This window comes from Sinomonas terricola, assembly GCF_034931225.1.
Taxonomy (GTDB): domain Bacteria; phylum Actinomycetota; class Actinomycetes; order Actinomycetales; family Micrococcaceae; genus Sinomonas; species Sinomonas terricola.
The window spans coordinates 15,758-42,396 of the sequence record NZ_JAYGGQ010000011.1; the positions used below are offsets into that span (position 1 = coordinate 15,758).

Sequence of the window (26,639 nt, forward strand, 5' to 3'; positions counted from 1 at the left end):
CAGGGGCCTCGCGGGCGACGGCGACGCTCACGTGCCGGCCGCCGTCGCGAGCCGCTTGGCCTTCCAGAGCTCAAGGTGGAGCACGGCGATCGCGACGTGCGCGGGGTAGCCGAAGTCGAGGTCGGTCAGGCGGCTCGCCTTCGCGACGCGGTAGTAGACCGTGTTCTTGTGGAGGCCCATGCGCCGCCCGCACTCGGATACGTCCAGTCCTGCGGCGAAGTAGTCCACGAGGGTTTGTGCGAGTTCCTCGTCCTCGAGGCAGAGGCGCGTCAGGGCGCGGTGCCGGAACGGCGAGGACTCGAAGGCGCGGGACGCCTCGTCGAGAGTCACCTCGGCCTCGAAATCGTCGAGCGTCCCGACGGCCAGCTGACCCTTTCTCCGGAGGCAGCGCAGCACGGCAGCCGTCTCGCCCGCCGTCGTGCGCAGGGCGAAGAGGCTCGGGGCGATCTCTCCGATCGCGACGTGGATGCCCACGCCGATGCGGCGCGCGTCTTTGATGATCGACTCCGCGAGGACCCGCAGCGCAGCGGCGGCGTCTCCGGAGCGAAGCTCGGGGACCACGATCGCGGTCTCGCCGCCGAACTGGCCCACGACGGCCGAGGCCTTGAACGCCGCTGCGTGGATCGCGGCCAGATTGGCGAGTTCGCCTCGCTTGAGATCGGCATCGGCAGCGCGCAGCGCCTCGGGGCTGAGCCCCACGAGCACGAGGCACGCAGGCCGTTCAGGGTCGATCTGGGCGAACTGTGCGCTCGCCGCCGCCTCGTCCGGCGTCGAGAGGAGGCGCGCGATCCGGTCCTCGCGCAGGTGCACGGACTGCTCGTTGCGGTGCCGGACGAGTTCTGCCGAGGCGCGGCGGGCCGCGCCGACCAGGAGGTCATCGACGCTCGGTGCGAAACCTGATCCCGTCTCTTGGAGCCAGATGTAGCCGAGCACGCGCTCGCCGGCGAAGATCGCAATGGCCGCGCGTTCTTTGAGCCCGTCCTCGGGCCGTTCGGGCACGCGGACCACGCCCCGCGTGCGGTGCAGCTCCCGGTACGCGCCGAGGTCCTTGAGGAGCGTTTCGTACTTGCGCGGACCACGGCGCGCGAGGATCGACGCGCGGCGGAGCTCGTCGATGTCGTTCGAGACCGTCGAGTACGCGAGGACTTTGTTGGCCGCGTCTTCGATCACGACGTGGCTTGAGGTGAGCTTCGCCGTCGTCTGCGCGATCGCGAAGAGGTCCTCTTCAATGAGCGCGAGGACATCGCTGTGGTAGTCCGTGTTCTGGATCCGCCCGTTGACCATCGAGAGGACCGTGTCCCAGCCCGCCGTGGGGTCGATGAGAAAGAGGCCCACCCCCGCGGGGCGCAGGAGCTCCTCGATTTCCTGGGCCTCGCCCGGCGTGCCCTTGAGGGCGACGGCGACTGGGCGGCTCACCGCGAGGCGCCTCACCATGGGCAGGGCCTCACGGCCGCGAACGCCCATGAGGCAGACTAGCGCGCCAGCGACGTCTCGTTCGGAATCCTCAGAGTCGAGGATGAGGGCGTGGGCGACGGGTGCGTCCGTGGGTTGGGGCCTGCTGATGAGCCGGCCGAGGCCTGCGGGCAGGTCCTCCAAGATGTCGTCGACGTTGACTGATCCCACCGTGTGTTCCTCATTCGTGCCATCGGGAGCCTCCGGCGACGCTGCCGGGACGTTGTCCATGGTAGGCACCCCACAGTCGGCAAGGATTAGGCTGTCGCCCAGATTGGTGTGCGTGATTTGGCTCTCCGCACAAGACTGCGCGATCCCTAGCCCTCGCCGTCGAGCTGGCGTATCGTCCGAGCTGAACCGTGCCGCGACGAGCGCGAGGAGCAGCAGTGGGCATCGTGTCTTCTGGCTTCATGGGCCGCAGGAGGCGGGAGTCTCCCGCATTGCCTCCCGGGCAGTACCTCACGGAGGGATTCCCGGTGCTGTCCGCGGGGCCAACTCCGCACATCGACCGCAAGGACTGGGTGTTCTCGTTCACGTCGGACACGGGGAGCAGCCGCCATTGGGACTGGAACGGCTTCATGGCGCTGCCCCAGGAGGACGTCGTCGTCGACATCCACTGCGTGACGAGCTGGTCGAAGCTCGGGACCGCGTGGCGGGGCGTCTCGGTGGACACCCTGTTCGATGGGGTGGACAGCCACGTGCGCTTTGCACTTTTCCACTCGTACGACGGCTACACGACCAACCTCCCCCTCGAGGACGTGCTCGGCGGCAAAGCGTGGATTGTGCACGAGTTCGACGGCGAGCCCCTCGCCGCCGAGCACGGCGGCCCGGTCCGGCTGCTCGTGCCGCATCTGTATCTCTGGAAGAGCGCCAAATGGGTCCGCGGCCTTGAGCTCACGGCGGAGGAGCGGCCGGGGTTCTGGGAAAGCCGCGGCTACCACCTGCACGGCGACCCCTGGCGTGAGGAGCGCTACGGGTGAGCGGCTGGCAGGTCGCCGACGTCGTCGCCGTCCGTGAGGAGACGACGACGGCGCGCACCATCCGCTTGCGCCTCCCCGCCTCGGTTCGCTTCCTCGCCGGGCAGCACGTGGACGTCCGCTTGACGGCCCCCGACGGGTATCAGGCCGTGCGCTCGTACTCAGTTTCCGGGTCTGCGCCGCCCGATGGCCTCGAGATCACGGTCGAAGAGCTGCCCGATGGCGAGGTCTCGCCGTACCTCGTCCGGGATCTCGCCGTCGGAGACCAGCTCGAGCTCCGCGGCCCCGTGGGCGGGTGGTTCGTGTGGCGGCCCGAGGATGCCTCGCCCGTGCAGCTCATCGCCGGGGGCTCCGGCGTCGTGCCCCTCATGGCGATGGTGCGTGCGCACGAGGCCGCCGCGCATCCCGCCCCGTTCCGGCTCCTCTATTCGGTGCGCAGCCCGGAGGCGGTGTTCTACCGCGACGAGCTCGCGCAGCTCGTGGAGCGGTCCGAGACGTTCGAGGTCACTTACGTCTATACGAGGAAGGCACCCGACGGCGAGCCCGCGGGCCGGCTCGACAAGGGGACGCTCGCGCGCCACGTCCTCGACGGCGGGGCCGATCCTGCCGTCTTCATCTGCGGGGCCACCGGCTTCGTCGAGGCCGTCTCCGGCTGGCTCCTCGATCTCGGCCATGCCCCGGACCGCATCAAGACCGAGCGGTACGGGGGAATAGGAGGCGCATCGTGAACGTGTGGACGGGGCAGGCCCGCTCTCAGGCCGCGGACGACGACTACCTCGATGGCAATGCGCTCGCCGGCCCTCTCTCCGAGGTGTTCTCGATCGACATCACCGCCGCGCTCGGCACGTGCAGTGGCTGTGGCGCGGAGGGTGCCATCGCCGAGGCTCGCCTCTACGTGAGTGCGCCCGCCAAGATCTTGCGCTGCCCCTCGTGCGGCGCCGTTCTCCTACGCCTCGACGAGCGGGAGGGACGGCTCATCCTCGACCTCAGCGGCTTCAGGAACGTGACGATTCACCTCGACTGAGGCCCGCGATCTCGCGGCCCAGGGCGTCGAGGATGGGCAGCTGGCCCGAGACGAGCTTCTCCCTCGCCGCGGGCAGAGCAAACCATGCGGCGGCGTCGATCTCCGGGAAGTACCGGACCTGGCCGGACCCCTTGGGCCATTCGAGCGGGAACACGTTGCTCTCGATGCGCTCGGGCGCGAAGTCAGCCTCGGCCGCGAACACGGTGATGAGCTTCCGCGACGGCTGGCGGAACTCGCCGAGCAGGCGGTAGTCCGCCGAGGGCGGCGGCGTGCCGATCTCTTCCGTGAACTCCCGGATTGCCGCGGCGAGCGGGTCCTCCGGGTCGGCGAACTCGCCCTTCGGGATCGACCACGCGTGGGCGTCTTTGCGGGCCCAGAAAGGACCTCCCATGTGAGCGATCCAGACCTCGACGTCGGCCTCGCGCGCCCCGGCGGGGCGGCGGTACAGCAGCAGGCCAGCGCTCCGGACGGTCATGGATTCAGGCTAAGGGCTCGACGGCGACAAAGGGTCGCCGATGGACGGCCTCAAGACGAAACCCCCAGCTGCGGCTGCCCGGCCTCACCCGCGCGCCGCGACGGCCCGTCGCTCGACCCGGTCGAGCGCGGCCCGAAGGTGCTCCGCGCTGCGCAGGATGAACGCCTCGCCGTCATACGGCTGCGCCCGGAATTCGGCGATCGTGGGCACCTCGCCGCGCTGCGCCCGCTCGTCGTAATCACGTGCGAGGCGGAAGAGCTCCCCCACTTCGTCGTCATCGAGGTCGGGGTGGAGAGCGCGCCACGCGTCGTCGGAAAGGCCGATCGGCATCTGCATCGTCGGGGCGGCCGGCTCGATCGACGCCCACAGGTCGGGGCTGTGCTCCCACAGGGCGCCGAGCACGCCGTCCCAGTCGATGACGCCAAGGCCACACGGCGAGAAGCTGCGCGCGAGGCCGAAGTCCGTGAACGCGAGGACAGAGTCGCGCAGGTGCGTCGCGCGGACGTACGGAGCGACGCGGCGCGCGGCCGCGACCGGGTCCTCGCCGCGAGCAAGGACGTTGGCGGAGTCGAACGTGATGCCGAGGACGTCGGGGCCCACCGCTTCGACGAGCCGCACGACTTCGTTGGTCGTGATCTCCTCGTGGGTCTCGATGTTGAGGTGCACGCCGAGGTCCAGTGCGGCGGGCGCGAGCTGATGCAGGAACTTTTCGATCGCAACGAGCTGGTCCGGCCACGGCGCATCCGTGCGGAACCGGTCGTTCGCGTAGTAGCCGGGCAGGTTCGCCTTGTAGTTGCCGCACGCGACCCACAGCTCGCCGCAGTCGGCGCCCTCGCGGCACGCCTCCATCATCCGCACGATCCCCCGCGTGTAGTCGCCGTCCCCGAGCACGCGCACCTCGGGCGCCTCGGCCGCCGCGTAGGGATTGACCTTCGCAAGGCCCATCTGCAGGTACAGGCCGAGGGCGTCGGCACGCTCGCGGACCTCTCGCAGGACGCCGAGGTCCAGGATCGGCGTGATGTCGAGGACGGTGCGGAAGTAGACGCCCTCCATGCCGAGGGACGCGGCGTGCTCAAGGATCTCGACGGGCGAGTGGTCTGCGGCGCGAGGGATCTTGCGTCCGTCGACTCCGATCTTCATCTCTTCTCCTTTGAAAAACAGGGGCAGCAAAGCGGGGCAAAGCAGGGATGGGGCGGGCGCGAGGGGCGCCGCGCCGTCGTCGTCCGCCCGGGCGCCGGACGACGACGGCGGGCTGGTCAGCTCGGTTTACCGGCCCCAGTCCGCGAGGCGGAAGTTGGGGGCGTAGGCGAAGTGCTTGACGTCGGGGCTCACGACGGCGGTGAACTTCGCGCGGTAGAGGATGATCGTCGGCGAGTTCTCGAGCCACTTCTGCACGAGGGCGTCGACGATGGGCTGCTGGGCCGCGGGATCGGCGGTGTTGTTGAGCTGATTGAGAAGGTCCGTCGTGCCCGGGATGCAGATGTGCTGGTTGTTGGTTGCTGCACCGCACGTGAGCTTTTTGCGGAGCTCGTAGCCGCCGATCGGGGTGCTGTTCTCGAACAGCAGCGCGGACTGGTACTTGCCCTGGTTGAAGAGCGTCGTGAAGTCCGCCGGGGGCTTCGCGTCGATGGTCACGGTGACCCCGATCTGCTGCCATGCCGACTGGAGCAGCGTCGCGATGTCGGAGACGCCGGGCGCCGTCGGGTTGATCATGAGGTCGAGCGTCGGCGAGCTCACGCCGGATTCGGCGATGAGCTGCTTTGCCTTGCCGAGGTCGTAGGACCTCGCGGGCTCAAGCGCCGCGTTGTATCCCGCCATGCCGGGAACGACGGGCCCGTAGTACGAATCGCCGTAGCCGTAGGCAACCTTGTTGATGATGTCGGTGTACGGGACCGCGTAGGTGAGGGCCTCGCGGAACTTCGCATTGTTCGTGAGCGGGCCCTGATAGTTCATCGACACCGTGACGGGAGTCGGGCTGTCCGCCGTCACGACCTTGCAGCACGACTGCGTGCTGAGGTTCTTCACGGCCTGCGGGGGCAGACCCAGCGTGACGTCGGCCTCGCGGCTCTGCGCCTGCACCTGAAGCGTGGGGACCGCGGTGATGAAGTTGACGCGGACGGTCGGCTCGAGGGCGGGGGTCCCATAGTAGTTGGGGTTTCGCGTGAGCACGGCATGGTTGCCCGGCACGTATTCGGAGAGGACGTAGGGCCCGCTGCTGCTCGCTGTATGGCTCTGGAGCCACTGGTTGGGCGAGTTCGCCTGCACGCCGCCATTGGCCTCGATCTCCTTGGGATCGTAGATCGAGCCGCGGCTCTGCCCGAGGCTGTAGAGGATTGCCGGGTACGGCTGAGTCATGTGCATGACGACGGTCGTCGCGTTGGGTGCCTCGACGCTCGTGATGAGCGGGGGCTGGGTAATGCCGAGCTGAAGCGAGAGCGCGCCACACGCGCCGATCTTGAGCGTGCGGTCAAGAGAGTACTTGACGGCCGCCGCGTCGAGCGGGTCTCCGTTCGCGAACTTCTTGTCCGCTTGGAGGGTGAACGTGTACGTCTTGCCGCCGTCGGAGACGTCCCACTTCGTCGCAAAGTCAGGCTGGACCTTGCTCGGGTCGGGGTCGATCTGCGCGACGCCGGGGCTCGTCTCAGTGGTGGCGAGCTTGACGAGGCGGCCGTAGAAGTTGCTCGCGAAGCTGTTCTCGTCGCCCGGGCACGTGAACGCAGGGTCGAGGCTCGTGATGTTCGTCGCCCAGTTGACCGTGAACGGTCGGCTCGCCGTCGGGGCGCTCGCGGAGCTCGGTGCGTTGCATGCCGAGAGGGCGCCGGCGGCGAGGGCGAGCGCCGCGCCGATCGAGGCGCGCCACAGGGTGCCGCGCGCAGGCTTGGTTCGTGCCATGGGTATTCCTTCCTAGCCTCGGTAGATCGTTCAGGGGTTCGACGGGGATTCGGGGATGGCGGTGTTGGTGCGTGGCGCCGTGGCGGCCGCCTGCAGCTCGCCGGGGTAGTGGCACGCGACCTGGTGCCCGGGCGAGACCTCGCGGAGCACGGGCCGCTGGCTCGCGCACTCAGCACGGTTCATGCCGACGGGGCACCGAGGCTGCAGCGGGCAGCCGGTCCCCGGCTTCGAACCGGCGGGCGCGGTGGTCCCGAGGGCTGTGCGGCGGCTCGCCATGACGTCTGGATCGGGGACGGGAGCCGCCATGAGGAGCGTGACGGTGTACGGGTGGAGGGGGTTGTCGAAGAGCTCCTGGGAGCTCGCCATCTCGACGATCTCGCCGAGGTACATGACTGCGATGCGATGGCAGAGGTACTGCGCGACGGCGAGGTCGTGGACGATGAACAGATAGGTGAGGTTGAGCTCCTTCTGGAGTTCCGTGAGCAGGTTGAGGACCTGCGCCTGCACCGACACGTCGAGGGCCGTGACGGGCTCGTCGAGGACGACGAGCTCCGGGTTGAGCACGAGGGCCCGCGCGATCGCGATGCGCTGCCGTTGGCCGCCTGAGAACGCGTGCGCATTGCGTTCGGCCTGCGAGGCCGAGAGGCCCACGCGCTCGAGCATCTGCAGTGCCCGTTCGCGCCGCGCCCTGTCATCGTGGAGGCCGTGCACGAGCAGCGGTTCCTCGACGAGCTCGCGGACCGAGAAGCGGGGATCCAGGGATCCGTACGGGTCCTGGAACACGATCTGCATGCGTGAGCGGAGGCGGCGCAATTCGGACTTCGAGAGGGACCGGACGTCGACGCCGTCGAACGTCACGCTGCCCGAGTCCGGCTCCGTGAGCCGCAGGACGCACGAGGCCGCCGTCGACTTTCCCGAGCCCGACTCGCCCACAAGACCGAGCGTCTCGCCGCGCTTGACGTCGAAGGAGACCTCCCGGAGCGCCTTGACCTCGTTCGCGCGGCGCAGGCGCGCCCCGAGGGATTTCGAGTGGTAGGTCTTGGAGAGCTCGTGTACTTCGAGCAGTGGGCGGGGCCCGCGCTCGGCGGCGCTGCCGGAGCCCGGGCGGGGCCCGCGCTCCACGGCGTTGCCGTCGCCCGGGCGGCCCTCATGGTCCGGCGTGGTCACTTCTCCTCCTTGAGCTCGAGCTGTCCGGCGAAGTGGCACTTCGCGAGTTGGGTTCCGTGGGGTCCCTCGACGGCGACGACCGGTGGCTCGGTGCCGCGGCACAGCGGGTTGCCCTTGCCGAGCGGGCACCGCGGCTCGAAGGAGCAGCCCGTGAACGGCTGGGTCGGGTCCGGGAGCGTCCCCGGGATCGTCGAGAGGAGCCCGTCCTGCCGACGATCCGTGCGGAGCACGCACTTGAGCAGTTCGCGCGAATAGGGATGGGCCGCGCCGGCGAACAGCGCGCGGCTCTCGCTCTCCTCGATGAGCTGCCCCGCGTACATGACCTTGACCGTGTCGCAGAAGCCCGCGACGATCCCGAGGTTGTGCGTGATGAGCATGAGCGCGGCGCCGCGATCGGTCACCAGGCGATCGAGGAGCTCGAGGACCTGCGCCTGCGTGGTGACGTCGAGCGCCGTCGTCGGCTCGTCGGCGATGACGAGCTCGGGTGAGTTCGCGAGTGCCATCGCGATGAGGACTCGCTGGCGCATGCCGCCCGAATACTGGTGCGGGTAGTCGGAGAGGCGGCTCGCGGCGTTCGTCACGCCGACCTCGCCGAGGAGGTCCGCTGCCTGCCGCCGGGCCGCGCTCTTGCTCACCGATTGGTGGGCGCGGATGTTCTCGATCATCTGCGAGCCGATGCTGCGGATGGGATCGAACGCGCTCATGGGGTCCTGGAAGACGAGCGAGATCCGGCTGCCACGAATGGCAGAGAGCTTCCGGTCCGGGAGTCCGCGCAGGTCAGTTCCGCCGAGGCGGATCTCGCCCGCCGTCACACGTCCGGGCGGCTGGATGAGGCCCACGATCGACATTGCCATCGCGGACTTGCCCGAGCCGGACTCGCCGACGATCGCGAGCCGCTCACGCCGGCGGATCGTGAAGCTCACGTCCCGCACGGCGGCCACACGTCCGCGAGAGGTCTGGAATTCAGTCCGCAGTCCTCGCACGTCGAGGAGGGTCTCCTCGTCCGCGGGGGTGCGGGCGGCGTCGATGGTCATGGTGCGTGTGCTGCCTTCGGTGGTCATGTCACTTGGCTCCTGCCCGGATGCGGGGATCGACGACGACGTACACGACGTCCGCGAGGAAGCTCACCGTCACGTAGAGGGTCGCGCTGAGCAGGATGACGCCCTGCACAACCGAGAAGTCCTTCTGCAGGATCGCGTCGACCGTGAGCGACCCGACCCCGGGCCAGCCGAAGACCTTCTCGACGAGCACGCTTCCCGTCATCGTCTCCGCCGTGAGCATCGCCGTGGCCGCGACGAGCGAGAGGAGCGAGTTGGGCACCGCGTGGCGCAGGAACACCGAGCCGCGCGTGAGGCCGCGGCTCCGGGCGACGACGATGAACGGCTCGCGCATCGTGTTGCGCAGCTGCGAGCGGAAGAGCCGGCTCAGGAACGCGAACGGGCCGACGGCGATCGTGAGTGCGGGCAGGATGAGGTGCCGGACGGCGTCGACGAACGTCCCGAACTGGCCGGACAGGAGCGAGTCCACCGTGTAGAAGCCCGTGACAGTGGGCGGCGGGGCAAGGCTGGGCGAGAGGCGTCCCTCGGGACCCGGGAAGATCCCGAGGTTCACGGAGAGGAGCAGGATGGCCACGAGGGCGAGCCAGAACGGCGGGGAGCCCATGGCGAGGGAGGACGCGAAGCGCAGCGAGACGTCCGCGCCGCGCTTCTTGCGGTAGACGGCGATTGCCGCGAAGACGGTCGCGAGGAGGACGGCCGTCACGACACCCGTGATCCCGAGCTCGACGGTCGCGGGGAGCCGAGTCCTCACGAGGTCGCTCACGGGCTGCCCCGTCGAGTACGAGAAGCCGAGGTCGCCATGGAACGAGGCGGAGATGTAGTTCCAGAACTGCTGCGTCAGCGGGGCGTCGAGGCCCATGGTGTGGCGCAGGGACGCGATCGTCTGCTCGTCCGCGAGCTCCCCGCCGATGAGCCGCGCGGGGTCGCCGGGCAGTTTGCGCAGGAGGAAGAAGGAGAAGAGGCTCGCGCCGAGGATGGTCGCGGCGGCGACCCCGAACCGTTTGAGGATGAGTTTGAGCATGAGGGGCTCCTAGTCCGCGACGATGTACTCGCCGCGCGGGTCGAGCAGCTCGCGCGCACGGTCCGCGACGATGGTCGTGAGGGTGACGGCGATGAGGAGTACCAGGCCGGGGAAGGCCGCGATCCACCATTGGCCGGTGAGGAAGAACTGCTGCCCTTCGGTGATCATGGCGCCGAGTTCGGCTGTGGGCGGCTGGGCGCCCATCCCGAGGAAGCCCATCGCGGCGAGCGAGAGCACCGAGGCGCCGAACACGGCCGCCATCTGGAGCACGATCGTCGAGATGAGGTGCGGGAAGATGTGCCGGAACAGGATGCGCCTTTGGGACGCGCCGATGGCATTGGTCGATTTGACGAAGTCGAGCGCCGCGATGCGCATGACCTCGCCGCGGATCGTGCGCATGTACCAGGGGAACGAGTGGATCGAGAGCCCGATGACGACGGCGGGGATCCCCGGCTTGAGAGCCATGACGACCGCCATCGCGAGCATGATCGACGGGAAGCACAGGATCGAGTTCGTGAGCCACGTGAGGACCGTGTCGACCATCCCGCCGAGCGCGCCCGCGAGGAGGCCCGTGACCGAGCCGAGCACCGCGCCCGCGACGACGACGACGGCGCCCGCGCCGAGCGAGGTCCGCGCACCGTCGAGGACCCTCGCGAGCAGGTCGCGGCCGAGGTTGTCGGTCCCGAGGGGATGATCGGCCGACGGCGCCGCGAGCTGCGCGGTGAGCTCGGCGGCGTTGGCGTCGTAGTGCCAGAGGAACGGGCCGACGACGACGAGGAGGGCGATGAGCGCGAGGCCGGAGAGGGCTCCGACGAGCACACGATCGCTCTGGACGATGCGGCGCCGGGCGACGGCGATCCGCGGTTCAGCGACGGCTACTGCCATGATGGCCTTCCGAAATCGAGTCGAGGATGTGGCGGAGCCAGCGGGCGCTCTCGGCGAGCTCGTCCCGCCGCGCGAGGTGACCTGCGTCGTCGTCGTACGCTGCGAGGTGCGGGAGCCCGCCCGAGGCGGCGCGGCGCTCGCAGTCGACGGCGTGCTTGACCAGGACGGCGAGCTCGCGGGCCGTGACGTGCGGTTCGGCGTCGAACCACGCGGGGTCGAAGATGTCGAGGTCGAACCGGCCCGCGTGCTGTTCTAGCGTGAGCCTCCGCGCCGGGGATTTTTCGACGAGGATCCCGAGGATCGCGTCCCAGTCGAGGACGCCCGCGCCGCACGGGCGGAGCCGCCGGCGGAGTCCCCGCTCGACGATGTAGAGCGCGACGTCCTCGAGATGCGTCTGGTGGACGTGCGGGGCGAGCCTGCGCGTCGCCTCGACGGGATCCTCGCCACGCACCACGAGGTTCGCGACGTCGAGGCTCACGCCGACAACGTCCGGACCAGCAGTGTCCGCTCCACTCGCATCCACCAGCCGGAGGACCTCATGCGAGGAGAGGTCCTCGTGGGTCTTGAGGTTGAGGCGGAGCCCCTCGTCGCGGAGGCGTGGCACGAGGGCGTCGAGGGTCTTCTGGACGGCGGCGAGCTGGACCCCGTGCGGGACGCTCGCGTGCTGGCGTTCTGTTCGGGTGTACGCGAAGAATTCCCGGCACCCCGCCGCGGCCGCCGCATCGATGTGCGCGTTGAGCTCGGCCAGACGCTCGTCGGCATCGCCGAACGGCCCCAGGGAGCCGATCCCCACCTCGAGGTAGAGCCCCAGCTGGTCCGCGAGCTCGCCCGCTTCCTTGAGGGCCACGCCGTCGAGCTCCGGGCTGATCGCCCGCGGTGTTGTGAAGAGCACGCCGTCGTACCCGCCCGAGCTGGCCCACGCGAGGGCTTCCTCGGGATGACCGTCCACGAAGCCTTGGAGACGGCCGCACATGACGCCGATCCTCATCGACCGGCGTGCCCCGGCGCCGTCGGAGATCCGAGGCTCTGGGGTCTGCGACTTTTGGGTCGTCATGTCATATGATTATCAGGCGTCTGATGTTTAGGGAAGAGCCTGTGGAGAACTTCCTAGCCAATCCGAGACATGAGGCGCACGCCGAACGGCGTGCTCCGGGTGATGAGTCACCATGGAGCGGGTTGTGAGGCTAATGTGCATCGCAGGCAAGCGGCCCTGGCTCGTCAGCGGAAGCGGCGGGCGGGTTCGTGCGAGACCGAGAAGGGGTCCGAGGATGCTCAAAGTCAACCGGGTGTCGACGGTCGATGCCGTGATCGAGGAGATTCGGGGACGCATCCGCGAGGGCGAGTGGGCTCCCGGTGACCGGCTGCCGTCCGAGTCGGAGCTCACCCAGACGTTCGGCATCAGCCGCGCCTCCCTCCGCGAGGCCACGCGCGCGCTCGTCCACGCCGGGCTCCTCGTGGTGCGGCAGGGGGACGGGACCTACGTCGACGCCGTGGACGAGGCAGCCGTGGCGCTCAACCGCAAAGTCACCGCCAGCAAGAGGGCCGAGGTGATCGAAGTCCGCCGGGGGCTCGATGCGCTCGCCGTCTCGCTGGCCGCTGCGCGCCGCACCGGCGAGGATCTCGCCGCGATGCGCCGGGCGCTCGACGACCGCAACGCCGGAGCGGCCCGCGGCGACCTCGCGGCGTTCATCGACGGTGACCTCCGCTTCCACATGTCCGTGGCGAGCGCCGCCCACAACAACCTCCTGAGCGACCTGTACGAGAGCCTCAACACCGCCTTCCGCAAGTCGATCGGGCACGCCATGGGGCAGGGCACCGAGGATCACGAGGCCCTCTACCGGGCGATCGAGGAGCGCGACACGGCAATGGCGATGGAGCTCTCCCTCGCGATCATCGCCCGCATGGAGGACATGGAGGCTGAGCACGTAGCTCACGGGGAGCCCGGGATCGCGCCGTGATCGGCGGCCCGCGGGTGCTCAGGGTGGCGCTGTTGGGCTGCGGGACCGTGGGGAGCCAGGTGGCTCGGATCCTGCTCGAGGACGCGGCGGTGCTCGCGGCGCGATCGGGCGCGCGGCTCGAGCTCGTGGGGATTGCGGTGCGGGACCCGGGGGGAAGGCGTGACGTCGCGTTTCCGCGGGGGCTGCTGACCGCGAACGCCCGGGCGCTCGTGGACGGGGCAGACCTCGTCGTCGAGCTCATGGGCGGAATCGAGCCCGCGCGGTCGCTCATCCTGCGAGCTGTGCGCAGGGGCGCCTCCGTGGTGACGGGGAACAAGGCGCTGCTCGCGCAGCATCCTGAGCTGTTCGAGGAGGCGGACCGGCACGGCGCCGAGCTGAGCTTCGAGGCCGCTGTGGCGGGCGCGATCCCGATCATCCGCCCGATCCGCGAGAGCCTCTCGGGGGACCGGATCACGCGGGTGCTAGGGATCGTGAACGGGACGACGAACTTCATCCTGGACCAGATGGACTCCGCGGGGGTCGCGTTCGGGGATGCCCTCGCGGAGGCCCAGCGGCTCGGGTACGCGGAGGCGGATCCGACGGCGGATGTCGAAGGGCATGACGCCGCGGCGAAGGCGGCATTGCTCGCGACGCTCGCATTTCACGCGCCCGTGAGCCTCGACGACGTGCGCTGCGAGGGGATCGCCGGCGTCACTGCGGAGGACATCGCGGCGGCGAAGGAGTCGGGGATGGTGATCAAACTTCTGGCTGGCGCGGAGCTGGGACAAAGAGGGGCGGGCGACGACGGCGCGCGGCCGAGCGTGTGGGTGCGCCCCACGCTGCTGCCGCGAGGGCATCCGTTGGCCGCTGTTCGCGGGGCCGACAACGCCGTGTTCGTCGAAGCCGAGAACGCGGGCCAGCTCATGTTCCACGGCGCGGGCGCCGGGGGCCGACCGACCGCCTCGGCCGTCATGGGCGACCTCGTCTCCAGCGCTCGGCGGCTCGTCGCGCGCCAGCCGGGCGCCGTCGTCGGCCAGTCGGGCGCCGTCGTCGGCCAGCCGGGCGCCGCCGTCGGCCAGTCGGGCGCCGTCGCCCACTGGACTGCGACCGCATGACCGTCCCTCGGCCTCATGGCCGTCCGTCACATGCACAACCGTCCCTCGCAACGCGCTACGAGGGACGGTTATGCAGCCCACGGACGGTTATGTCGCCCACGGACGGTTGTGTCGCCGACAGACGATTAGTCCGCTGGGGCCGTTAGGGGCCGGCCCCGGGGCGGCGCTGCGACCCGCCGCCACCCGGGGCCGAGCTGTGGGACGGGAGCTCAGTCGCCTCGGCCGGAGTGGTGGCTTCCCTCGCCGGAATGTGACGCGTGGAGCGGCGCGGCGTGCGGCGACGCGCGGAACGACTCAGGTGTTTCGGTGCCCGACTCGTCCGATTCGTGCTGCGCCGACTGCCCGGGTGTGACAGTTCCGCAGAAGGCGGGGATGTTTGCGGCGCTTCCGGCGGCGTTCGCGAGGGCCTTGAACGGCGCGGTCCAGGTCGGAATGCCGCCGGCCGCGAAAGCGTGGCACAGGCCGAATCCCGCGGGGCCCGAGGCGTCCGGGCCCTCGGTGTCGCTGGGCTCAGCAGACTCCGTCGGTTCCGAGCTTTCGGTGGGCTCGGCCGTTTCCGTGGGCTCCGACGTCTCAGTGGGTTCGGACGTTTCGGTGGGCGACGCCGTCGTCGTGTCGGTCGGCGACTCCGTGCTCGTTGCAGATGCCGTCGGGTCCGCCGCGGGCAGGACGCCCTGGACGGCGAAGGCGGCGGCCCCCGTGCCGCCGATCGCGATCGCGCCTGCTGCCAGCGCGCCGAGGGCGATGCTCCGTGGGGATAAACGGGTGAACCATGACATAACGGACCTCCTGGTTGCGTCCCCCATGGATAGCAGTCAGCGTGTCCATGATCCATGACAGGTCCAGTCAATGTCACGGGGTCATGTGACAGTTTTTGAAATGTCAATCCGCCCGACGGACGCAAAGGCAGTCGGGTGGCCCGCTTGGCGCGGGCCACCCGCAGGCCTTAGAGCGTGATCGCCTCCACGACCGGGTTCGGGTTCCCGAACCGATGCGCCGTGAGGGAGACGGCTTGTTCGTGCAGGAACGGGAGCAGCTCCACGCGGCCGGCGCCGACCACGGGGTGCGCATAGACCGCGACGTCGGGCGTCCCACCAAGGGCCTCGGTGAGCCCGACCGCGGCGGGGGCCACGGGGCTCGAAATCAGCCGAATCCGGCCCGAGCCGAGGCGGCCGGCGCGTCGGAGCCACGCGGCGTCGTCCTCGACGACGACCGCTGCGTCATGGCGCCGCAGGACATCAGCAGCGCGGCCGGGGAGGTCGACGGCGCTGCTCACCACGAGCGCCGAGCCTGCGAGGAGTCCCGCGGCGGCCACGCGCACAAGCTCGGCCTCCCCATGCCCCGAGGTCGCGCCTTCGAAGCGAATCGTCACGGGGACGGCACGGTACCGGAACACGTTCCGCTCGCACGCGAGCCCGCTCACGTCCTTCGCGACGCCGAACTCCGAGGCCCACGCGGCGGCGTCCGAGCCGAGGGCGGCCGCGAGCCACGCGGCGTCGTCCGAGGGCATGGCCTCCCGGGCGGCCGCGAACAGCTCGGCGACCGGCCCGCTCAGGCGAGCGGCGCCGTCGTCGTTCGCGCCGGAAGCTCCGCGCAGTGGCACGTCGACCCATGAACCCAGCCCCACGAGGTAGTTCGGCCCGCCAGCCTTCGTGCCCGCGCCGATCGCGGACTTCTTCCACCCGCCGAACGGCTGCCGCTGCACGATCGCGCCCGTGATGCCGCGATTAACGTAGAGGTTCCCGGCCTGGATGGCCGAGGTCCAGTAGTCGATCTCGGCGGCGTCGAGCGAGTGCAGCCCGGACGTGAGCCCGTAGTCGATCCGGTTCACGAGCGCGACGGCCTCCTCGAGCGTCGAGGCGGTCATGACGCCGAGGACCGGCCCGAAGTATTCGACGAGGTGGTACTCCGACCCCGGCTTCACGCCCGCGCGGATGCCGGGGCTCCAGAGCTTGCCCGAGTTGTCGAGCTGGCGCGGCTCGAGCACCCAGTGCTCGCCCTCGCCGAGCTGCGTGAGCCCGCGGCGCAGCTTCTCGCCCGGCGGCTCGATGACGGGCCCCATCTGGCTCCGCGCGTCCCACGGGTAGCCGACATGCAGTGACTGCACCGCGTCGATGAGCTGGTTGCGGAAGCGCTTCGACGTCGCGACAGACCCCACGAGCACGACGAGCGACGCCGCCGAGCACTTCTGCCCCGCGTGCCCGAACGCGGAGTACGCGACGTCCTTCGCCGCGAGGTCGAGGTCCGCGCTCGGGGTCACGATGATTGCGTTCTTGCCCGACGTCTCGGCGAGCAGGGGGAGGTCTGGGCGGAACGAACGGAAGAGCTGCGCGGTCTCATATCCGCCCGTGAGGATCACGCGATCCACGTCGGGATGGGCAACGAGCTGCCGCCCGAGGGCACGGTCCTCGAGCTGGACGTACTGGAGGGCATCGCGGGAAACTCCCGCAGCGTCGAGGGCCTCCCAGATCGCCGAGACCATCACGGCGCCGGAGCGCCGCGCCTGCTTCGCGGGCTTGATGACGACGGCGGAGCCCGCGGCGAGCGCCGCCAGTGTCGAGCCCGCGGGGATCGCCACCGGGAAGTTCCACGGCGGGGTCACGACGGTGAGCCGGCTCGGCACGAACTGGGCGCCGTCGACCGTGTCGAGTTCGCGGGCGAGGTGCGCGTAGTAGTGCGCGAAGTCGACGGCCTCGGAGACCTCGGGGTCGCCTTGGTCGAGCGTCTTGCCGCATTCGCTCGCCATGACCTCGAGCAGCTCCGCGCGGCGCCGCTCGAGCGCACGGCCCGCCTCGTCGAGGATCGCGGCGCGCTCGGCCCCGCTCAGTGCTCCCCATGCCTCTCCAGCGACGACGGCGGAGCGCACGACGGCGTCGAGCTCACCGGCGGTGCCGAGGGTGTGGCGTTCGACGACGTCGGCGCCGAGCGTCGAGCGCTCGGCGCGGGCGAGGATCGCGCGGCCCCACGCGCGGTTGCCCGGGAGGTCGGGATCGGTGTCCGGGGTGTTTGCGAAGGCGGGATGTGCTGAGGAGCCGTGCGTGCGCGAGGGGGCTGCGCCGTCGTCCGACCCGTGGCGACGGTCCTGGCGCCGGTTCGGCAGCGGCACGCCGTGCCTCGCGTCGTCGCCGCCGATGAACGGCGCGCGGTCCAGCGCGTCGAGCGACGCGAGGAAGCGCCGCTTCTCGCGCTCGAACAGCACGTCGTTCGACTCCAGCTCGAAGACCGCGCTCATGAAGTTGTCCTGGCTCGCGCCCTCTTCGAGGCGCCGGATGAGGTAGGCGATCGCGACGTCGAACTCGCCCGGGTGCACCACGGGCGTGTAGAGCAGGAGATGACCGACGTCCGCGAGAACGGCCTGCGCCTGGGCTGAGGCCATGCCGAGGAGCATCTCGAACTCGATCAAGCCCGAGCCGCCGCGCACGCCCGTATCGACGCCCCGCGCCTTCGCGAGGAGCCATGCGAGGGCGATATCGAAGAGGTTGTGCCCCGCGATGCCGATCCGCACGTTCGCGAGCCGTTCGGGGTGCAGCGCGTAATCGAGGACTGCTTTGTAGGACGTGTCCGATTCGCGCTTCGACCCCCACGTCGCCACGGGCCAACCGTGGATCTCGGCGTCGACGTGCTCCATCGGGAGATTCGCGCCCTTCACGACGCGGACCTTGATGGGCGCCCCGCCCGCTGCGACGCGCGCCGCCGCCCACTCCTGGAGGCGCATCATCGCGCCGAGGCAGTCGGGCAGGTAGGCCTGGAGCACGATCCCCGCCTCGAGGCCGCGGAACTCCTCGCGCTCGAGGAGCCGCGTGAAGACCGCGATCGTGAGCTCGAGGTCCTTGTACTCCTCCATGTCGAGGTTGATGAACTTCGGCTTGCCGGCCTTCGCGCTGCGCACCGCGAGCTCGTACAGCGGGGCGAGCGACTCGACGATGTCCCCGACGGCCTCGTCGAACGCCCAGTGGTTGTGCGGCGCGACGGTCGCGGAGACCTTGATCGACGCGTAGTCGACGTCGTCGCGCTCGAGGATGCGGCGCGTTCCCTCGAGGCGGCGGGAGGCCTCGCCCTCGCCGAGGATCGCCTCGCCGAGCAGGTTGAGGTTGAGCCGGATGCCGGGCTTGCGGATCTTCGCGATCGCGGGGCCGAGCTTCGCGTCGGACGCATCCACGATGAGGTGGCTCACCATCTCACGCAGCACCCGGCGTGCGATCGGAACGACGACGCCGGGCGCCACCGGGGCGAGCGAGCCGCCGAGCTGCACGGCTCGCTTGAGCGGCCACGGGAGGAATGCGGGCGCCTTGGGGGCGAGGTCGCGGAGGTTGCGGGCCGCGACGCCAAGATCTTCCGGGCGGACGACGCCGTCCACGAAGCCGACCGTGAACTCGAGCCCGTTCGGATCCTTGAGGACCTCGGCGAGCTGCGCTGCCGCCGGGTCGACCGGGAAGGTTGCGGCGGCGTCGAGCCAGCGGCGCACCTGGGCGATGGCCTCGTCGGCGAGGTCCTGCGGGCGGACGGCGTCCGGGTGCGGCACCGTGCCGGGAATGGGCTTATGGGTCGGGCGCGGCGTGGTCATGTTGGTCCGATCTCTTGCGGGGTTTTCGGGTCTCCTGCCAGTATGTGCCGCGGATTACAGAAGCAGAAGTGATTGTTTTTGACGCATAATGATGGGGAAACCCGAACGATTGGGGGAACCTTTGCTCGAGATCCGCCGCCTTCGCCTGCTCCGCGAGCTCAGCATCCGCGGAACTTTGGCCGACGTCGCCGAGGCCCTCGCCTACAGCCCCTCGTCCGTCTCGCAGCAGCTCGCCCTGCTCGAGAAGGAAGTTGGGACCGAGCTCTTGCGGAAGTCCGGCCGGCGCGTCGTGCTCACGCCGCAAGCACTCGTGCTTGTGGAGCACACGAGCGAACTCCTCGACGCACTCGAACGCACCGAAGCCGCGCTCGCCGCGAGCCAGAGCGAGGTTCGCGGCACCGTCCGCCTCGCGGTGTTCCAGACGGCGGCGCTCGCCCTCATGCCCGTGGCCCTGCGCACGTTGCGGGAGCGGCACCCGGCGCTGCGGGTCGAGATGGTCCAGCACGAGCCCGAGACCGCGCTGCACGAGACGTGGGCGCGGGACTTCGACGTCGTCGTCGCCGAGCAGTACCCGAACCATGCCGCGCCGCATTACCCGGGCCTCGACCGGGAGCACCTCACCGGGGACGCGATCCGGCTCGCCGTCCCGCCCGCAGGGTCGGGGGACGCGTTCGACGGCGTACGGCAGCTCGCGCACGCCGCCCACCTCCCGTGGGTCATGGAGCCGCACGGCGCCGCGTCCCGGCACTGGGCCGAACAGGCGTGCCGCTCGGTCGGCTTCGAGCCCGATGTGCGCTACGAGACCGCCGACCTCCAAGCTCACGTGCGGCTTGTCGAGTCGGGCAACGCCGTCGCGCTCCTCCCGGACCTCGTGTGGGTCGGCCGCTCGCCGTCGACCCGTCTCGTGGAGCTCCCCGGCGCCCCGCACCGCACGGTGTTCACGTCGATGCGGGCCTCGAGTGCCGGGCACCCGGTGATGCAGGCCGTGCGGGGCGTGCTCGAGGAGACCGCTCGCACGCTGCTGCCCTGACACCCTGCGCCTCTGGCCCCTGCCCGCCCTGCGCTCGACGAGGGACTAAGGACGCCCCATCGCGCCATTGACCGGCTGAGACCGGCGGGCTTACGCTCCCGCCGTCGGCAGGCGTGGTCGGAACGGGGAGCCGTGCCCGGCGTCAATCGCAACGCTGATCAGGAGGTCGCCCCCATGTACCGACTCCGTGCCGTCTGTATCGTCCAGTACGGCAAGTTCCGCGAATTCGCAGGCCTGGCGAAACGCATTTCGGACGTCTGCGAGGCGAAGGGCTGGGCGAAGCCCCGGCTTCTCGTCCCGACGGCGGGTGCCAACAACGAGGCCGTTCTCGAGTTCGAATACCCGGATCTCGCGACCCTTCAGGCAGAGAATCGGGAACAGATGACCGATCCCGAATTCATGGGTCCGTATCGCGAATCCGCGGCGTACATCTACCCGCAGAGCGCCCGCACCGAGATCTATGAGGACGCTTTCGATATCGCCTAGCCGGATCGCTGCGGCGAGTGTGCAGCTGACGCGGGTGGGCGCGCACCTCACCCGCATCAACTGCACATTCAGCTGAGCGCTACAGGCACACGAGTGACCGGATCCCCACCAGGTTGGCCTGGACAAGTGCCGAGACGGACGCGGAATTGGGTGCCGCCGTCGCCGGATTCGCGGGATGGTCGCTCCCGTTGAGCTGGAGCGTGAACGTGTACGCGAGGCCGACCGTCAAGAGCCCGGCGCCCATGAGGTCGATCGTGACGGAGCTCCCCTGCGAAAGCGGTGCGGTGAGCGTCAGAAGGGCCGAGCTGCTCCCGAGCACCGAGATTGACACGAGCGTATTCGGGCTCGCCGCGAGGGCGCTCACATTCAGAAGCGAACTCGAGCTCAGCGTGAAGCTTGTTCCCGCGGGAACAGTTCCTTGGGCGGCTGTGATGGTGAAGGTGAGCGCGGAATTGCCGACGATGCCGAGAAGGCCCGTCGAGCATTGGCCCGTCACGGCGACGTCCCACGCGGGCGTCGACGCTGCGGCGGCTGGCGCGAAGGCCGCCCCCATGATGACGGGCGCGCTCCATGCCGCGCTCTTGACGATTTCTCGGCGCCCGATATTGGGCGCAGTGTCGATATCCGGAATTGTCCCTGTCATGGTCCCCCGACCTTCCTGAATGAGGTGAGGCCCGCCGCTGCGGACCCACCCCAGTTGTATAGGAAAGTGGCACTATCCTTCGAGTGTGATATCCATCACGGCGTCACATTTCGGTCAGGGAGCGTCTGAGCGGAGAGGGCGACGCGCGAGCCACGCCGCGACGGCCGCACCCGAGACGTTGTGCCAGACCGAGAACACCGCCGAGGGAAGCGCGGCGAGCGGGCTGAAGTGGGCGGCCGCGAGCGTCGCCGCGAGGCCGGAGTTCTGCATGCCGACCTCGAAGGCGAGCGCGCGGCGGGCCCTGCCGTCCAGGCGGCCGAGCTTCCCCGCGAGGTAGCCGAGGCCCAAGCCGAAGCCGTTGTGGAGGACGATGGCGAGGAGCACGATGCCTCCCGCGGCAGCGAGCTTCGTGGCCGAGCCGGCAACGACGATCGCGACGATCGCCGCGATGACGATCGCCGAGATCCATGGCAGAGCGGGAAGGACTTTCGCGACCACGCGCGCGAGGAACACTCGGGCCACGAGGCCGAGGACCACGGGGAAGAGCACCGTCTTGACGATGTCGAGCACCATCCCACCCGCGTCCACGTTGAGGAACGAGCCCGCGAGGAGCAGGGTGAGGCCCGGCGTCACGAGCGGGGCGACGAGCGTCGAGACCGTGGCCACGGCCACGGAGAGGGCGACGTCTCCCTTCGCAAGGTACGCCATGACGTTCGACGCCGTGCCCGACGGCGCGCAGCCCACGAGGATGACCCCGACCGCGAGCTCGGGCGGGAGGCGGAGCGCCGTCGCGATGCCCCACCCCGCCGCCGGCATGATCACGTAGTGCGCCGCGAGGCCCAGCGCAACCGCCCACGGCCGGCGCGCGACCGACGCGAAGTCGGGCGGCGTGAGCGTGAGGCCCATGCAGAACATGACCACGCCGAGCAGATACGGGACCGATGGCGCCGCGGGCTTGATCGCGTCCGGCGCGAGGAAGCCGATGGCGCCCGCGACGATGACGAGCGCGGGGAAGACCGTGACGGCGATCTTCGCGTCGCGGTCTGCGGTCGAGGCGGGGACATGGGTCGTCTCGGGCGTCTGGGTCGGGGTCACCTCCCCATGGTTGCATCAGGCAACGAAGCGCGGCGAATCCGTCCGGTCAACGGACGACGGCGCCGGGCCAAGTCAGCGGACGACGGCGGGAAGACAGCCTGGGGCTCAGAAGACGGCCCGGGTGCGTCTCACAGGCCACAACCCGTCTTCCGGACCGTGGCTCTCACCGGTACCGCTCGATCTGCTTGAGCCGCCGCTGGAGGCTGTCGCGCCGCGGGCGGGGCGAGGCGTCGGCAGGCTCGGCGGTGAGCTCGATGTGGGCGCGGCCGAACCGCCACAAGAGGAGGTCGTCGAGGAGCCGGTCGGGGCCGGGGGAGTACCGGTGGTCGAGAGCCTTGCGCACCTCCGTGATGCGCTCGGCGTCGAGCAGCTCTACGAGCTGCCACGTCTCGGTGAGGCCGTGTGCGGCGACGAGCTCGGCCGCCCAGCCCCAGTCGTCGTCGACCTTGCGGTCCACGTGGGGGAGCAGGGTCTGCCAGACGTCGCGGATGCGGTCAGGCGTGAGCGGGAGGGCGCCTTCGCCGGACTCGTCCCAGAAGCTGCGCACCTTCTCGTAGCGCTCGTTGAGTTCCGCGAACTCCTTTTCGACGACCTCGAGCATCGCGGCCGTCGCCGTGAACTGCCGGTCGAACTGGGGGCTCCACGCCCTTGGATCCTGGCTCTTGAACCGGATGTCGTGCTCGATCTCGCTCCAAGCGTGCGCGAAGATCGTTCGGATCTGGCATTCGAAGAAGTAGCTCCCGTTCGCGGGGAGCTCGGGATTGAAGACGGCCTGATACTCCTTGACGGCCTCATTCTGGAGCGTGCGCAGGATGAGGTGGCGGCTCGCGTACCCGTACGTGCCCGACTCGATGGAGCCGATCGCCTTCTCGCGGTCGCCTCGGCAGTCGAAGATGTCGCGCTGGCGCTTGATGAGGTTCGCCGCGACGGCGTTGTCCCGCGGGAGCTTCGTGATGACGCGGACGCCCACCATGTCATTGAGCGTCCGGAACGGGTCCGGGAACTTGAGCGTGGGGGAGCCGCCCGGTTCGGCGGGAGGGTCGAGCCGCGAGATCTTCTCGCGGAACGATTCGACCGACTTGGTGCGCCCCGTGATGAAGAGCGATTCGGCGTCATCGGCGTGCTTGAACATCTCCCGGAGCGTGTGGAGCACGTCGTTCGTGACGCCCTTGAGGGCCGGGCGGACACGGGCGTACGTCTCGACGGACGCATCGACGATCGCGCGCTGCCCGGCATCCAGCCGGTCATAGTTGCTGGCCATGCAAACAAGGTAGCAACCGGGGCCGACAGCGGAAGGCGCATCGTAAGGTTGGGCCCGTGGTGACACGTGAGCGCATCCCCTACGGCCCCCACCCCGACCAGTGGGGCGAGCTGTTCCTGCCCGGCTCGAGCGGCACGGACGGTGACGGGCCGCGGGCGGCGCGCGGCGTCGTCGTCGTGATTCACGGCGGCTACTGGCGCGACGTCTGGACCGCCGAGCTCGGCGTCCCCGCCGCCCTCGACCTCGCCGAGCACGGCTACGCCGCGTGGAACCTCGAGTACCGCAGGGCGGGAAGCGGCGGGACAGCGGGCGACGGCGGCTGGCCGGCCACCTTCCGCGACGTCGCCATGGGCATCGATCACCTCGCGAACCTCGAGGGGATCGACTCCGCACGGGTCGCCCTCCTCGGCCACTCGGCCGGCGGCCACCTCGCCGTCTGGGCTGCAGGTCGCGCCGCCCACGCCGCGCGCACAGGAGGCGAGCCGCCCGCCGTCGTGCCCTCCGGCGTCGTGAGCCAGGCAGGCGTCCTCGACCTCTCAGCGGCCCACCGGCTCAGGCTCAGCGACGACGCGGCCGCGAACCTCATGGGCGGCCCCGAATCCGAGCACCCGGAGGAGTACGCGCTCGCGGACCCGATGCGCCGCCTGCCCACGCGGGTCCCGGTGCTCGCGGTGCATTCCCGCGCCGACGAGGCAGTGCCGTTCGGGCTCTCGGAGGCCTACGTCGAGGCGGCGCGGGCAGCCGGAGATCCCGCCGAACTCCACGAGACCACGGGCGACCATTTCGCCCTCATCACCCCGGGCCAGGAGGCCTACGAAACCTGCCGCACGCTCATCGCCAGACTGCTACCGTAGGCGCATGCTGACTGTCATCGGCGAGGGCCTCATCGACGTTGTCCACAAGCCGAACGGCACCGAATCGCATCCGGGCGGAAGCCCTATGAATGTTGCGATCGGGCTTGCGCGCCTCGACCATCCAGTCCAGTTCATCGGCCGCTACGGCGACGACGCGAACGGGCGCCTGCTCCTTGAGCACCTCAAGTCCTCCGGCGTGCTCGTCCCGCTGCCGCCGGACGGGACGCCCACGTCCATGGCCATCGCGGAGCTCGACCATCAGGGCGCCGCGACGTACACGTTCGACCTCGACTGGCACCTCCCCGACCTCCGCGAGCGACTCTCGTCGATCCTCGGCGCCACGACCCTCCTCCACACGGGCTCGATCGCCACGGTCCTCGAGCCCGGGGCCGCCCAGGTGCTCTCCGCCGTCGAGCGCGCCCGCCCGCGCGCGACCATCGGCTTCGACCCGAACTGCCGCCCCACGATCACGACAGACCGCGAGGCCGTGCGCCCGCTCGTCGAGCGCTTTGTCGCGCTCGCCGACGTTGTCAAGGCCTCGGACGAGGACCTCGCCTGGCTGTACCCGGGTGTCGACCCGCTCGACTCCGCCCGCCGGTGGAAGGCGCTGGGTGCACCCGAGGGCCCGGCGATCGTCGTCGTGACGCGCGGCGGCGACGGGCCGTGGGCGATCTGCGCAGACGGCGAGACCTCGGTCCAGCCGCCCAAGGTGCGGGTCGCGGACACGGTGGGTGCGGGTGATTCGTTCATGGCCGCGCTCCTGAGCGGCGTCGTGGACCGCGAGCTCGACGGCGCCCAGCGCCGCCCCGAGCTGCACCGCGTGGACGTCGACGAGCTGCGCCGCATCCTCGAATTCGCGGCCCGCGCGGCCGCCGTCACGGTGTCCCGCCCGGGCGCGAACCCGCCCACCCGCGCCGACATGCGGGAAACCCTTCCGCTGTAGGACCCGTAGCAAGGAGCGCCCATGGCCAAGCACAATCCCTACGACGACCTTCCGCAGGCCGAACCGTTCACCGTGACGTCGGCGGACGTCGTCGACGGCGGGACGCTCGCGGCCAATCAGACGAGCGGCTACTTCGAGGTCCCGGGCGGCAAGGACCTTTCGCCGCAGCTCGCGTGGTCCGGCGCGCCCGAGGGGACGAAGAGCTACTGCGTCACGGTCCTCGACCCGGACGCCCCGACGGGCAGCGGCTTCTGGCACTGGGCGGTCGCGAACCTGCCCGCGACGGCGGACGAGCTGCCCGAGGGCGCGGGCGGCAGCCCCGACGGCATGGGGCCCGCGGATTCGGACGCGAGCCTGCCCGAGGGCGCGGTCGAGCTCAGGAACGACGGCGGCTACGCGGGCTTCGTGGGCGCCGCGCCGCCGCAGGGGCACGGCCCGCACCGCTACATCGTGACGGTGCACGCCGTCGACGTCGATCGCCTTGACGTCGGGCCCGACACCCCGCCCGCGCTCTTGGGCTTCCAGCTGTTCTTCCACACCCTCGGCAGGGCGCAGCTCACGGGTTACTTCGAGATCCCGTGAGGCTCGTCGCGAGCGACATCGACGGCACGATCCTCGACCGCGCGGGCCAGATCTCCGAGCGGACGGCCCGGGCCTTCCGGGCCTGCGAGGCGGCGGGCGTCGCCGTCGTGTTCGTCACCGGCCGGCCCGCGCGCTGGCTCACGCCGCTCATCGAACAGCTCGGCCACACGGGCACGGTGATCTGCTCGAACGGGGCGCTCCTGTACGACCTCGCGACGATGTCCGTCGTCGCCTCGCAGGGCATGCCGCGGCACACGATGCTCGAGGTGCGGGACATCATCCGCGGGCTTTTCCCCGAGTCGGCGTTCGCGGCGGAGACGACCGTCGAGTTCGTCATGGAGACCCGCTACGCGTATCCGAACCACCGGCACCTCCTCGACCACGTGCGGCACGGCGAGCTCGAGCGGCTTGTGAGCGGGGACGAGGTCGTGAAGTTCATGGCGAAGATCGAGGGCCTCACGCCCGAGGAGTACTTCGACGCCGTCGCCCCGCACATCGCGCACCTCGTCGCCGTGACGCATTCCGCGTTCGACATCACGCTCCTCGAGATGGCGCCCCTCGGCGTCAACAAGGCGGTCACGTTGGCCGAGTATGCGCATACGCTGGGCATCCCGCCCGAGGAGGTCGTCGCGTTCGGGGACATGCCGAACGACGTCGAGATGCTCACGTGGGCGGGCGAGGGCTATGCGATGTCCTCGGGCCATCCTCAGGCTTTGGCGGCCACCGAGCTGCACGCGCCGGGGATCGAGGACGACGGCGTCGCGCAGGTTCTCGAGCGCAAGCTCGCCGCGCTCCGCCGGGCTGGGTGATGCTCGCTCCGCTGGGGTCGGCATCTCTGCCGCTGACCCGCAGCGGGGCCGCTTCCCCGTTATTGTGCCGCGGGTCCGCGGCACAATAGCGGCGAAGCGCGCTTCTTGTTCGGGAGCTACAGCAGATGAAAGGAAAACCCGGGGAAACGGGTGTTCCCTACTGCACCGGCCGACGGCGCCCCACGAGATACACGATGAACATGATGACGGCGATGAAGAGGAAGAGGTGGATCCCACCGCCGATGTTGGCGATGACGCCGAGGACCCACAGGATGGTCAAGATCAACGCGCCCCAGAGGAGCATGGCAGACCTCCTTGCATGGACTTCCGAGGACCATTGTCCGCTCGCAGGTTCACAGGCGCCATGGC

25 protein-coding genes and 1 pseudogene are annotated in these 26,639 nt (G+C 70.0%); 11 read left to right on the forward strand and 15 right to left on the reverse strand.

Translation table 11 applies throughout. From position 1 onward, the window contains the following. Positions 1–27: 27 nt before the first annotated feature. A complete protein-coding gene (locus tag SPF06_RS14020) occupies positions 28–1,623 on the reverse strand; it encodes a PucR family transcriptional regulator (RefSeq protein WP_323279734.1) in 1,596 nt (531 codons plus the stop codon). Positions 1,624–1,838: 215 nt separating this feature from the next. Here SPF06_RS14020 and SPF06_RS14025 point away from each other — a divergent pair, with 215 nt between their 5' ends. From SPF06_RS14025 to SPF06_RS14035, 3 genes are read left to right on the forward strand one after another with little or no spacing between them, the layout of a single operon-like run. After that, on the forward strand, positions 1,839–2,432 hold the full coding sequence (locus SPF06_RS14025) for a sulfite oxidase-like oxidoreductase (RefSeq protein ID WP_323279735.1): 594 nt from the start codon (positions 1,839–1,841) through the stop codon (positions 2,430–2,432). After that, positions 2,429–3,157, forward strand: coding sequence for a ferredoxin reductase (locus SPF06_RS14030; protein WP_323279736.1), 729 nt, complete (start codon positions 2,429–2,431; stop codon positions 3,155–3,157). Before SPF06_RS14025 ends, SPF06_RS14030 begins: the two co-directional genes overlap by 4 nt. Next, complete coding sequence (locus SPF06_RS14035; protein WP_323279737.1) at positions 3,154–3,453, forward strand: DUF6510 family protein; 300 nt, start codon at positions 3,154–3,156, stop codon at positions 3,451–3,453. Before SPF06_RS14030 ends, SPF06_RS14035 begins: the two co-directional genes overlap by 4 nt. On the opposite strand, the gene SPF06_RS14040 is transcribed toward SPF06_RS14035, so the two are convergent. From SPF06_RS14040 to SPF06_RS14075, 8 genes are all read right to left on the reverse strand, one after another. Next, positions 3,425–3,928, reverse strand: a complete 504-nt coding sequence (locus tag SPF06_RS14040; RefSeq protein WP_323279738.1) for an NUDIX hydrolase — start codon at positions 3,926–3,928, stop codon at positions 3,425–3,427. The two genes, SPF06_RS14035 and SPF06_RS14040, sit on opposite strands and share 29 nt — an antisense overlap. Positions 3,929–4,012: 84 nt before the next feature. Continuing rightward, positions 4,013–5,068 (reverse strand): sugar phosphate isomerase/epimerase family protein, encoded by a 1,056-nt coding sequence (locus tag SPF06_RS14045; protein WP_323279739.1) that lies wholly within the window; start codon positions 5,066–5,068, stop codon positions 4,013–4,015. A gap of 126 nt (positions 5,069–5,194) precedes the next feature. Beyond that, positions 5,195–6,820 (reverse strand): ABC transporter substrate-binding protein, encoded by a 1,626-nt coding sequence (locus SPF06_RS14050; protein WP_323279740.1) that lies wholly within the window; start codon positions 6,818–6,820, stop codon positions 5,195–5,197. Between the two features lie 30 nt (positions 6,821–6,850). After that, positions 6,851–7,987, reverse strand: coding sequence for an ABC transporter ATP-binding protein (locus tag SPF06_RS14055; RefSeq protein ID WP_323279741.1), 1,137 nt, complete (start codon positions 7,985–7,987; stop codon positions 6,851–6,853). Continuing rightward, on the reverse strand, positions 7,984–9,048 hold the full coding sequence (locus SPF06_RS14060; RefSeq protein ID WP_323279742.1) for an ABC transporter ATP-binding protein: 1,065 nt from the start codon (positions 9,046–9,048) through the stop codon (positions 7,984–7,986). Before SPF06_RS14060 ends, SPF06_RS14055 begins: the two co-directional genes overlap by 4 nt. Before the next feature lies 1 nt (position 9,049). Continuing rightward, a complete protein-coding gene (locus tag SPF06_RS14065; RefSeq protein WP_323279743.1) occupies positions 9,050–10,066 on the reverse strand; it encodes an ABC transporter permease in 1,017 nt (338 codons plus the stop codon). Positions 10,067–10,075: 9 nt separating this feature from the next. Next, complete coding sequence (locus SPF06_RS14070; RefSeq protein ID WP_323279745.1) at positions 10,076–10,951, reverse strand: ABC transporter permease; 876 nt, start codon at positions 10,949–10,951, stop codon at positions 10,076–10,078. After that, positions 10,932–12,005, reverse strand: coding sequence for a sugar phosphate isomerase/epimerase family protein (locus SPF06_RS14075; protein WP_323279746.1), 1,074 nt, complete (start codon positions 12,003–12,005; stop codon positions 10,932–10,934). The genes SPF06_RS14070 and SPF06_RS14075 overlap by 20 nt, the downstream gene beginning before the upstream one ends. Positions 12,006–12,219: 214 nt before the next feature. On the opposite strand from SPF06_RS14075, the gene SPF06_RS14080 reads away from it, so the two are divergent. Together SPF06_RS14080 and SPF06_RS14085 are read left to right on the forward strand one after the other, a co-directional pair. After that, positions 12,220–12,909: a FadR/GntR family transcriptional regulator gene (locus SPF06_RS14080; RefSeq protein ID WP_323279747.1), complete on the forward strand. Its 690-nt coding sequence runs from the start codon at positions 12,220–12,222 to the stop codon at positions 12,907–12,909. Further along, positions 12,909–13,970 (forward strand): annotated as a pseudogene (locus SPF06_RS14085) (homoserine dehydrogenase); the annotation flags it as partial. The gene SPF06_RS14080 and the pseudogene SPF06_RS14085, both read left to right, overlap by 1 nt. A 242-nt stretch (positions 13,971–14,212) precedes the next feature. Here SPF06_RS14085 and SPF06_RS14090 read toward each other — a convergent pair. Then, the gene (locus SPF06_RS14090; protein WP_323279748.1) at positions 14,213–14,782 is read right to left on the reverse strand and encodes a hypothetical protein; all 570 of its coding nucleotides are present in this window, start codon (positions 14,780–14,782) and stop codon (positions 14,213–14,215) included. Positions 14,783–14,949: 167 nt separating this feature from the next. Further along, the gene (locus SPF06_RS14095) at positions 14,950–18,567 is read right to left on the reverse strand and encodes a proline dehydrogenase family protein (RefSeq protein ID WP_323279750.1); all 3,618 of its coding nucleotides are present in this window, start codon (positions 18,565–18,567) and stop codon (positions 14,950–14,952) included. Between the two features lie 121 nt (positions 18,568–18,688). On the opposite strand from SPF06_RS14095, the gene SPF06_RS14100 reads away from it, so the two are divergent. Together SPF06_RS14100 and SPF06_RS14105 are read left to right on the forward strand one after the other, a co-directional pair. Next, positions 18,689–19,597 carry a LysR substrate-binding domain-containing protein gene (locus tag SPF06_RS14100; protein WP_323279910.1) on the forward strand — a complete coding sequence of 303 codons (909 nt, stop codon included), beginning with the start codon at positions 18,689–18,691 and terminating at the stop codon, positions 19,595–19,597. A gap of 174 nt (positions 19,598–19,771) precedes the next feature. Continuing rightward, positions 19,772–20,083 (forward strand): hypothetical protein, encoded by a 312-nt coding sequence (locus SPF06_RS14105; RefSeq protein WP_323279751.1) that lies wholly within the window; start codon positions 19,772–19,774, stop codon positions 20,081–20,083. Positions 20,084–20,162: 79 nt separating this feature from the next. Here SPF06_RS14105 and SPF06_RS14110 read toward each other — a convergent pair whose 3' ends face one another. The 3 genes from SPF06_RS14110 to SPF06_RS14120 form a co-directional block, all read right to left on the reverse strand. Then, on the reverse strand, positions 20,163–20,726 hold the full coding sequence (locus SPF06_RS14110; protein ID WP_323279753.1) for a hypothetical protein: 564 nt from the start codon (positions 20,724–20,726) through the stop codon (positions 20,163–20,165). A gap of 114 nt (positions 20,727–20,840) precedes the next feature. Beyond that, positions 20,841–21,821: a bile acid:sodium symporter family protein gene (locus tag SPF06_RS14115; protein WP_323279754.1), complete on the reverse strand. Its 981-nt coding sequence runs from the start codon at positions 21,819–21,821 to the stop codon at positions 20,841–20,843. A 163-nt stretch (positions 21,822–21,984) separates the two neighbouring features. Continuing rightward, positions 21,985–23,082 (reverse strand): GTP pyrophosphokinase, encoded by a 1,098-nt coding sequence (locus tag SPF06_RS14120; protein ID WP_323279755.1) that lies wholly within the window; start codon positions 23,080–23,082, stop codon positions 21,985–21,987. A gap of 56 nt (positions 23,083–23,138) precedes the next feature. Between SPF06_RS14120 and SPF06_RS14125 the strand changes: the two genes are divergently transcribed. Genes SPF06_RS14125 through SPF06_RS14140 form a run of 4 tightly spaced genes read left to right on the forward strand, consistent with a single transcriptional unit; the run spans position 23,139 to position 26,270 of the window. Beyond that, positions 23,139–23,936: an alpha/beta hydrolase family protein gene (locus SPF06_RS14125; RefSeq protein WP_323279756.1), complete on the forward strand. Its 798-nt coding sequence runs from the start codon at positions 23,139–23,141 to the stop codon at positions 23,934–23,936. A 4-nt stretch (positions 23,937–23,940) separates the two neighbouring features. Further along, positions 23,941–24,879 (forward strand): carbohydrate kinase family protein, encoded by a 939-nt coding sequence (locus tag SPF06_RS14130; protein WP_323279757.1) that lies wholly within the window; start codon positions 23,941–23,943, stop codon positions 24,877–24,879. Between the two features lie 21 nt (positions 24,880–24,900). Continuing rightward, positions 24,901–25,461 carry a YbhB/YbcL family Raf kinase inhibitor-like protein gene (locus SPF06_RS14135; RefSeq protein WP_323279758.1) on the forward strand — a complete coding sequence of 187 codons (561 nt, stop codon included), beginning with the start codon at positions 24,901–24,903 and terminating at the stop codon, positions 25,459–25,461. After that, positions 25,458–26,270, forward strand: a complete 813-nt coding sequence (locus SPF06_RS14140) for an HAD family hydrolase (protein ID WP_323279759.1) — start codon at positions 25,458–25,460, stop codon at positions 26,268–26,270. The genes SPF06_RS14135 and SPF06_RS14140 overlap by 4 nt, the downstream gene beginning before the upstream one ends. Positions 26,271–26,427: 157 nt before the next feature. Here SPF06_RS14140 and SPF06_RS14145 read toward each other — a convergent pair whose 3' ends face one another. After that, complete coding sequence (locus tag SPF06_RS14145; protein WP_323279760.1) at positions 26,428–26,574, reverse strand: DUF5670 family protein; 147 nt, start codon at positions 26,572–26,574, stop codon at positions 26,428–26,430. Positions 26,575–26,639: the final 65 nt, after the last annotated feature.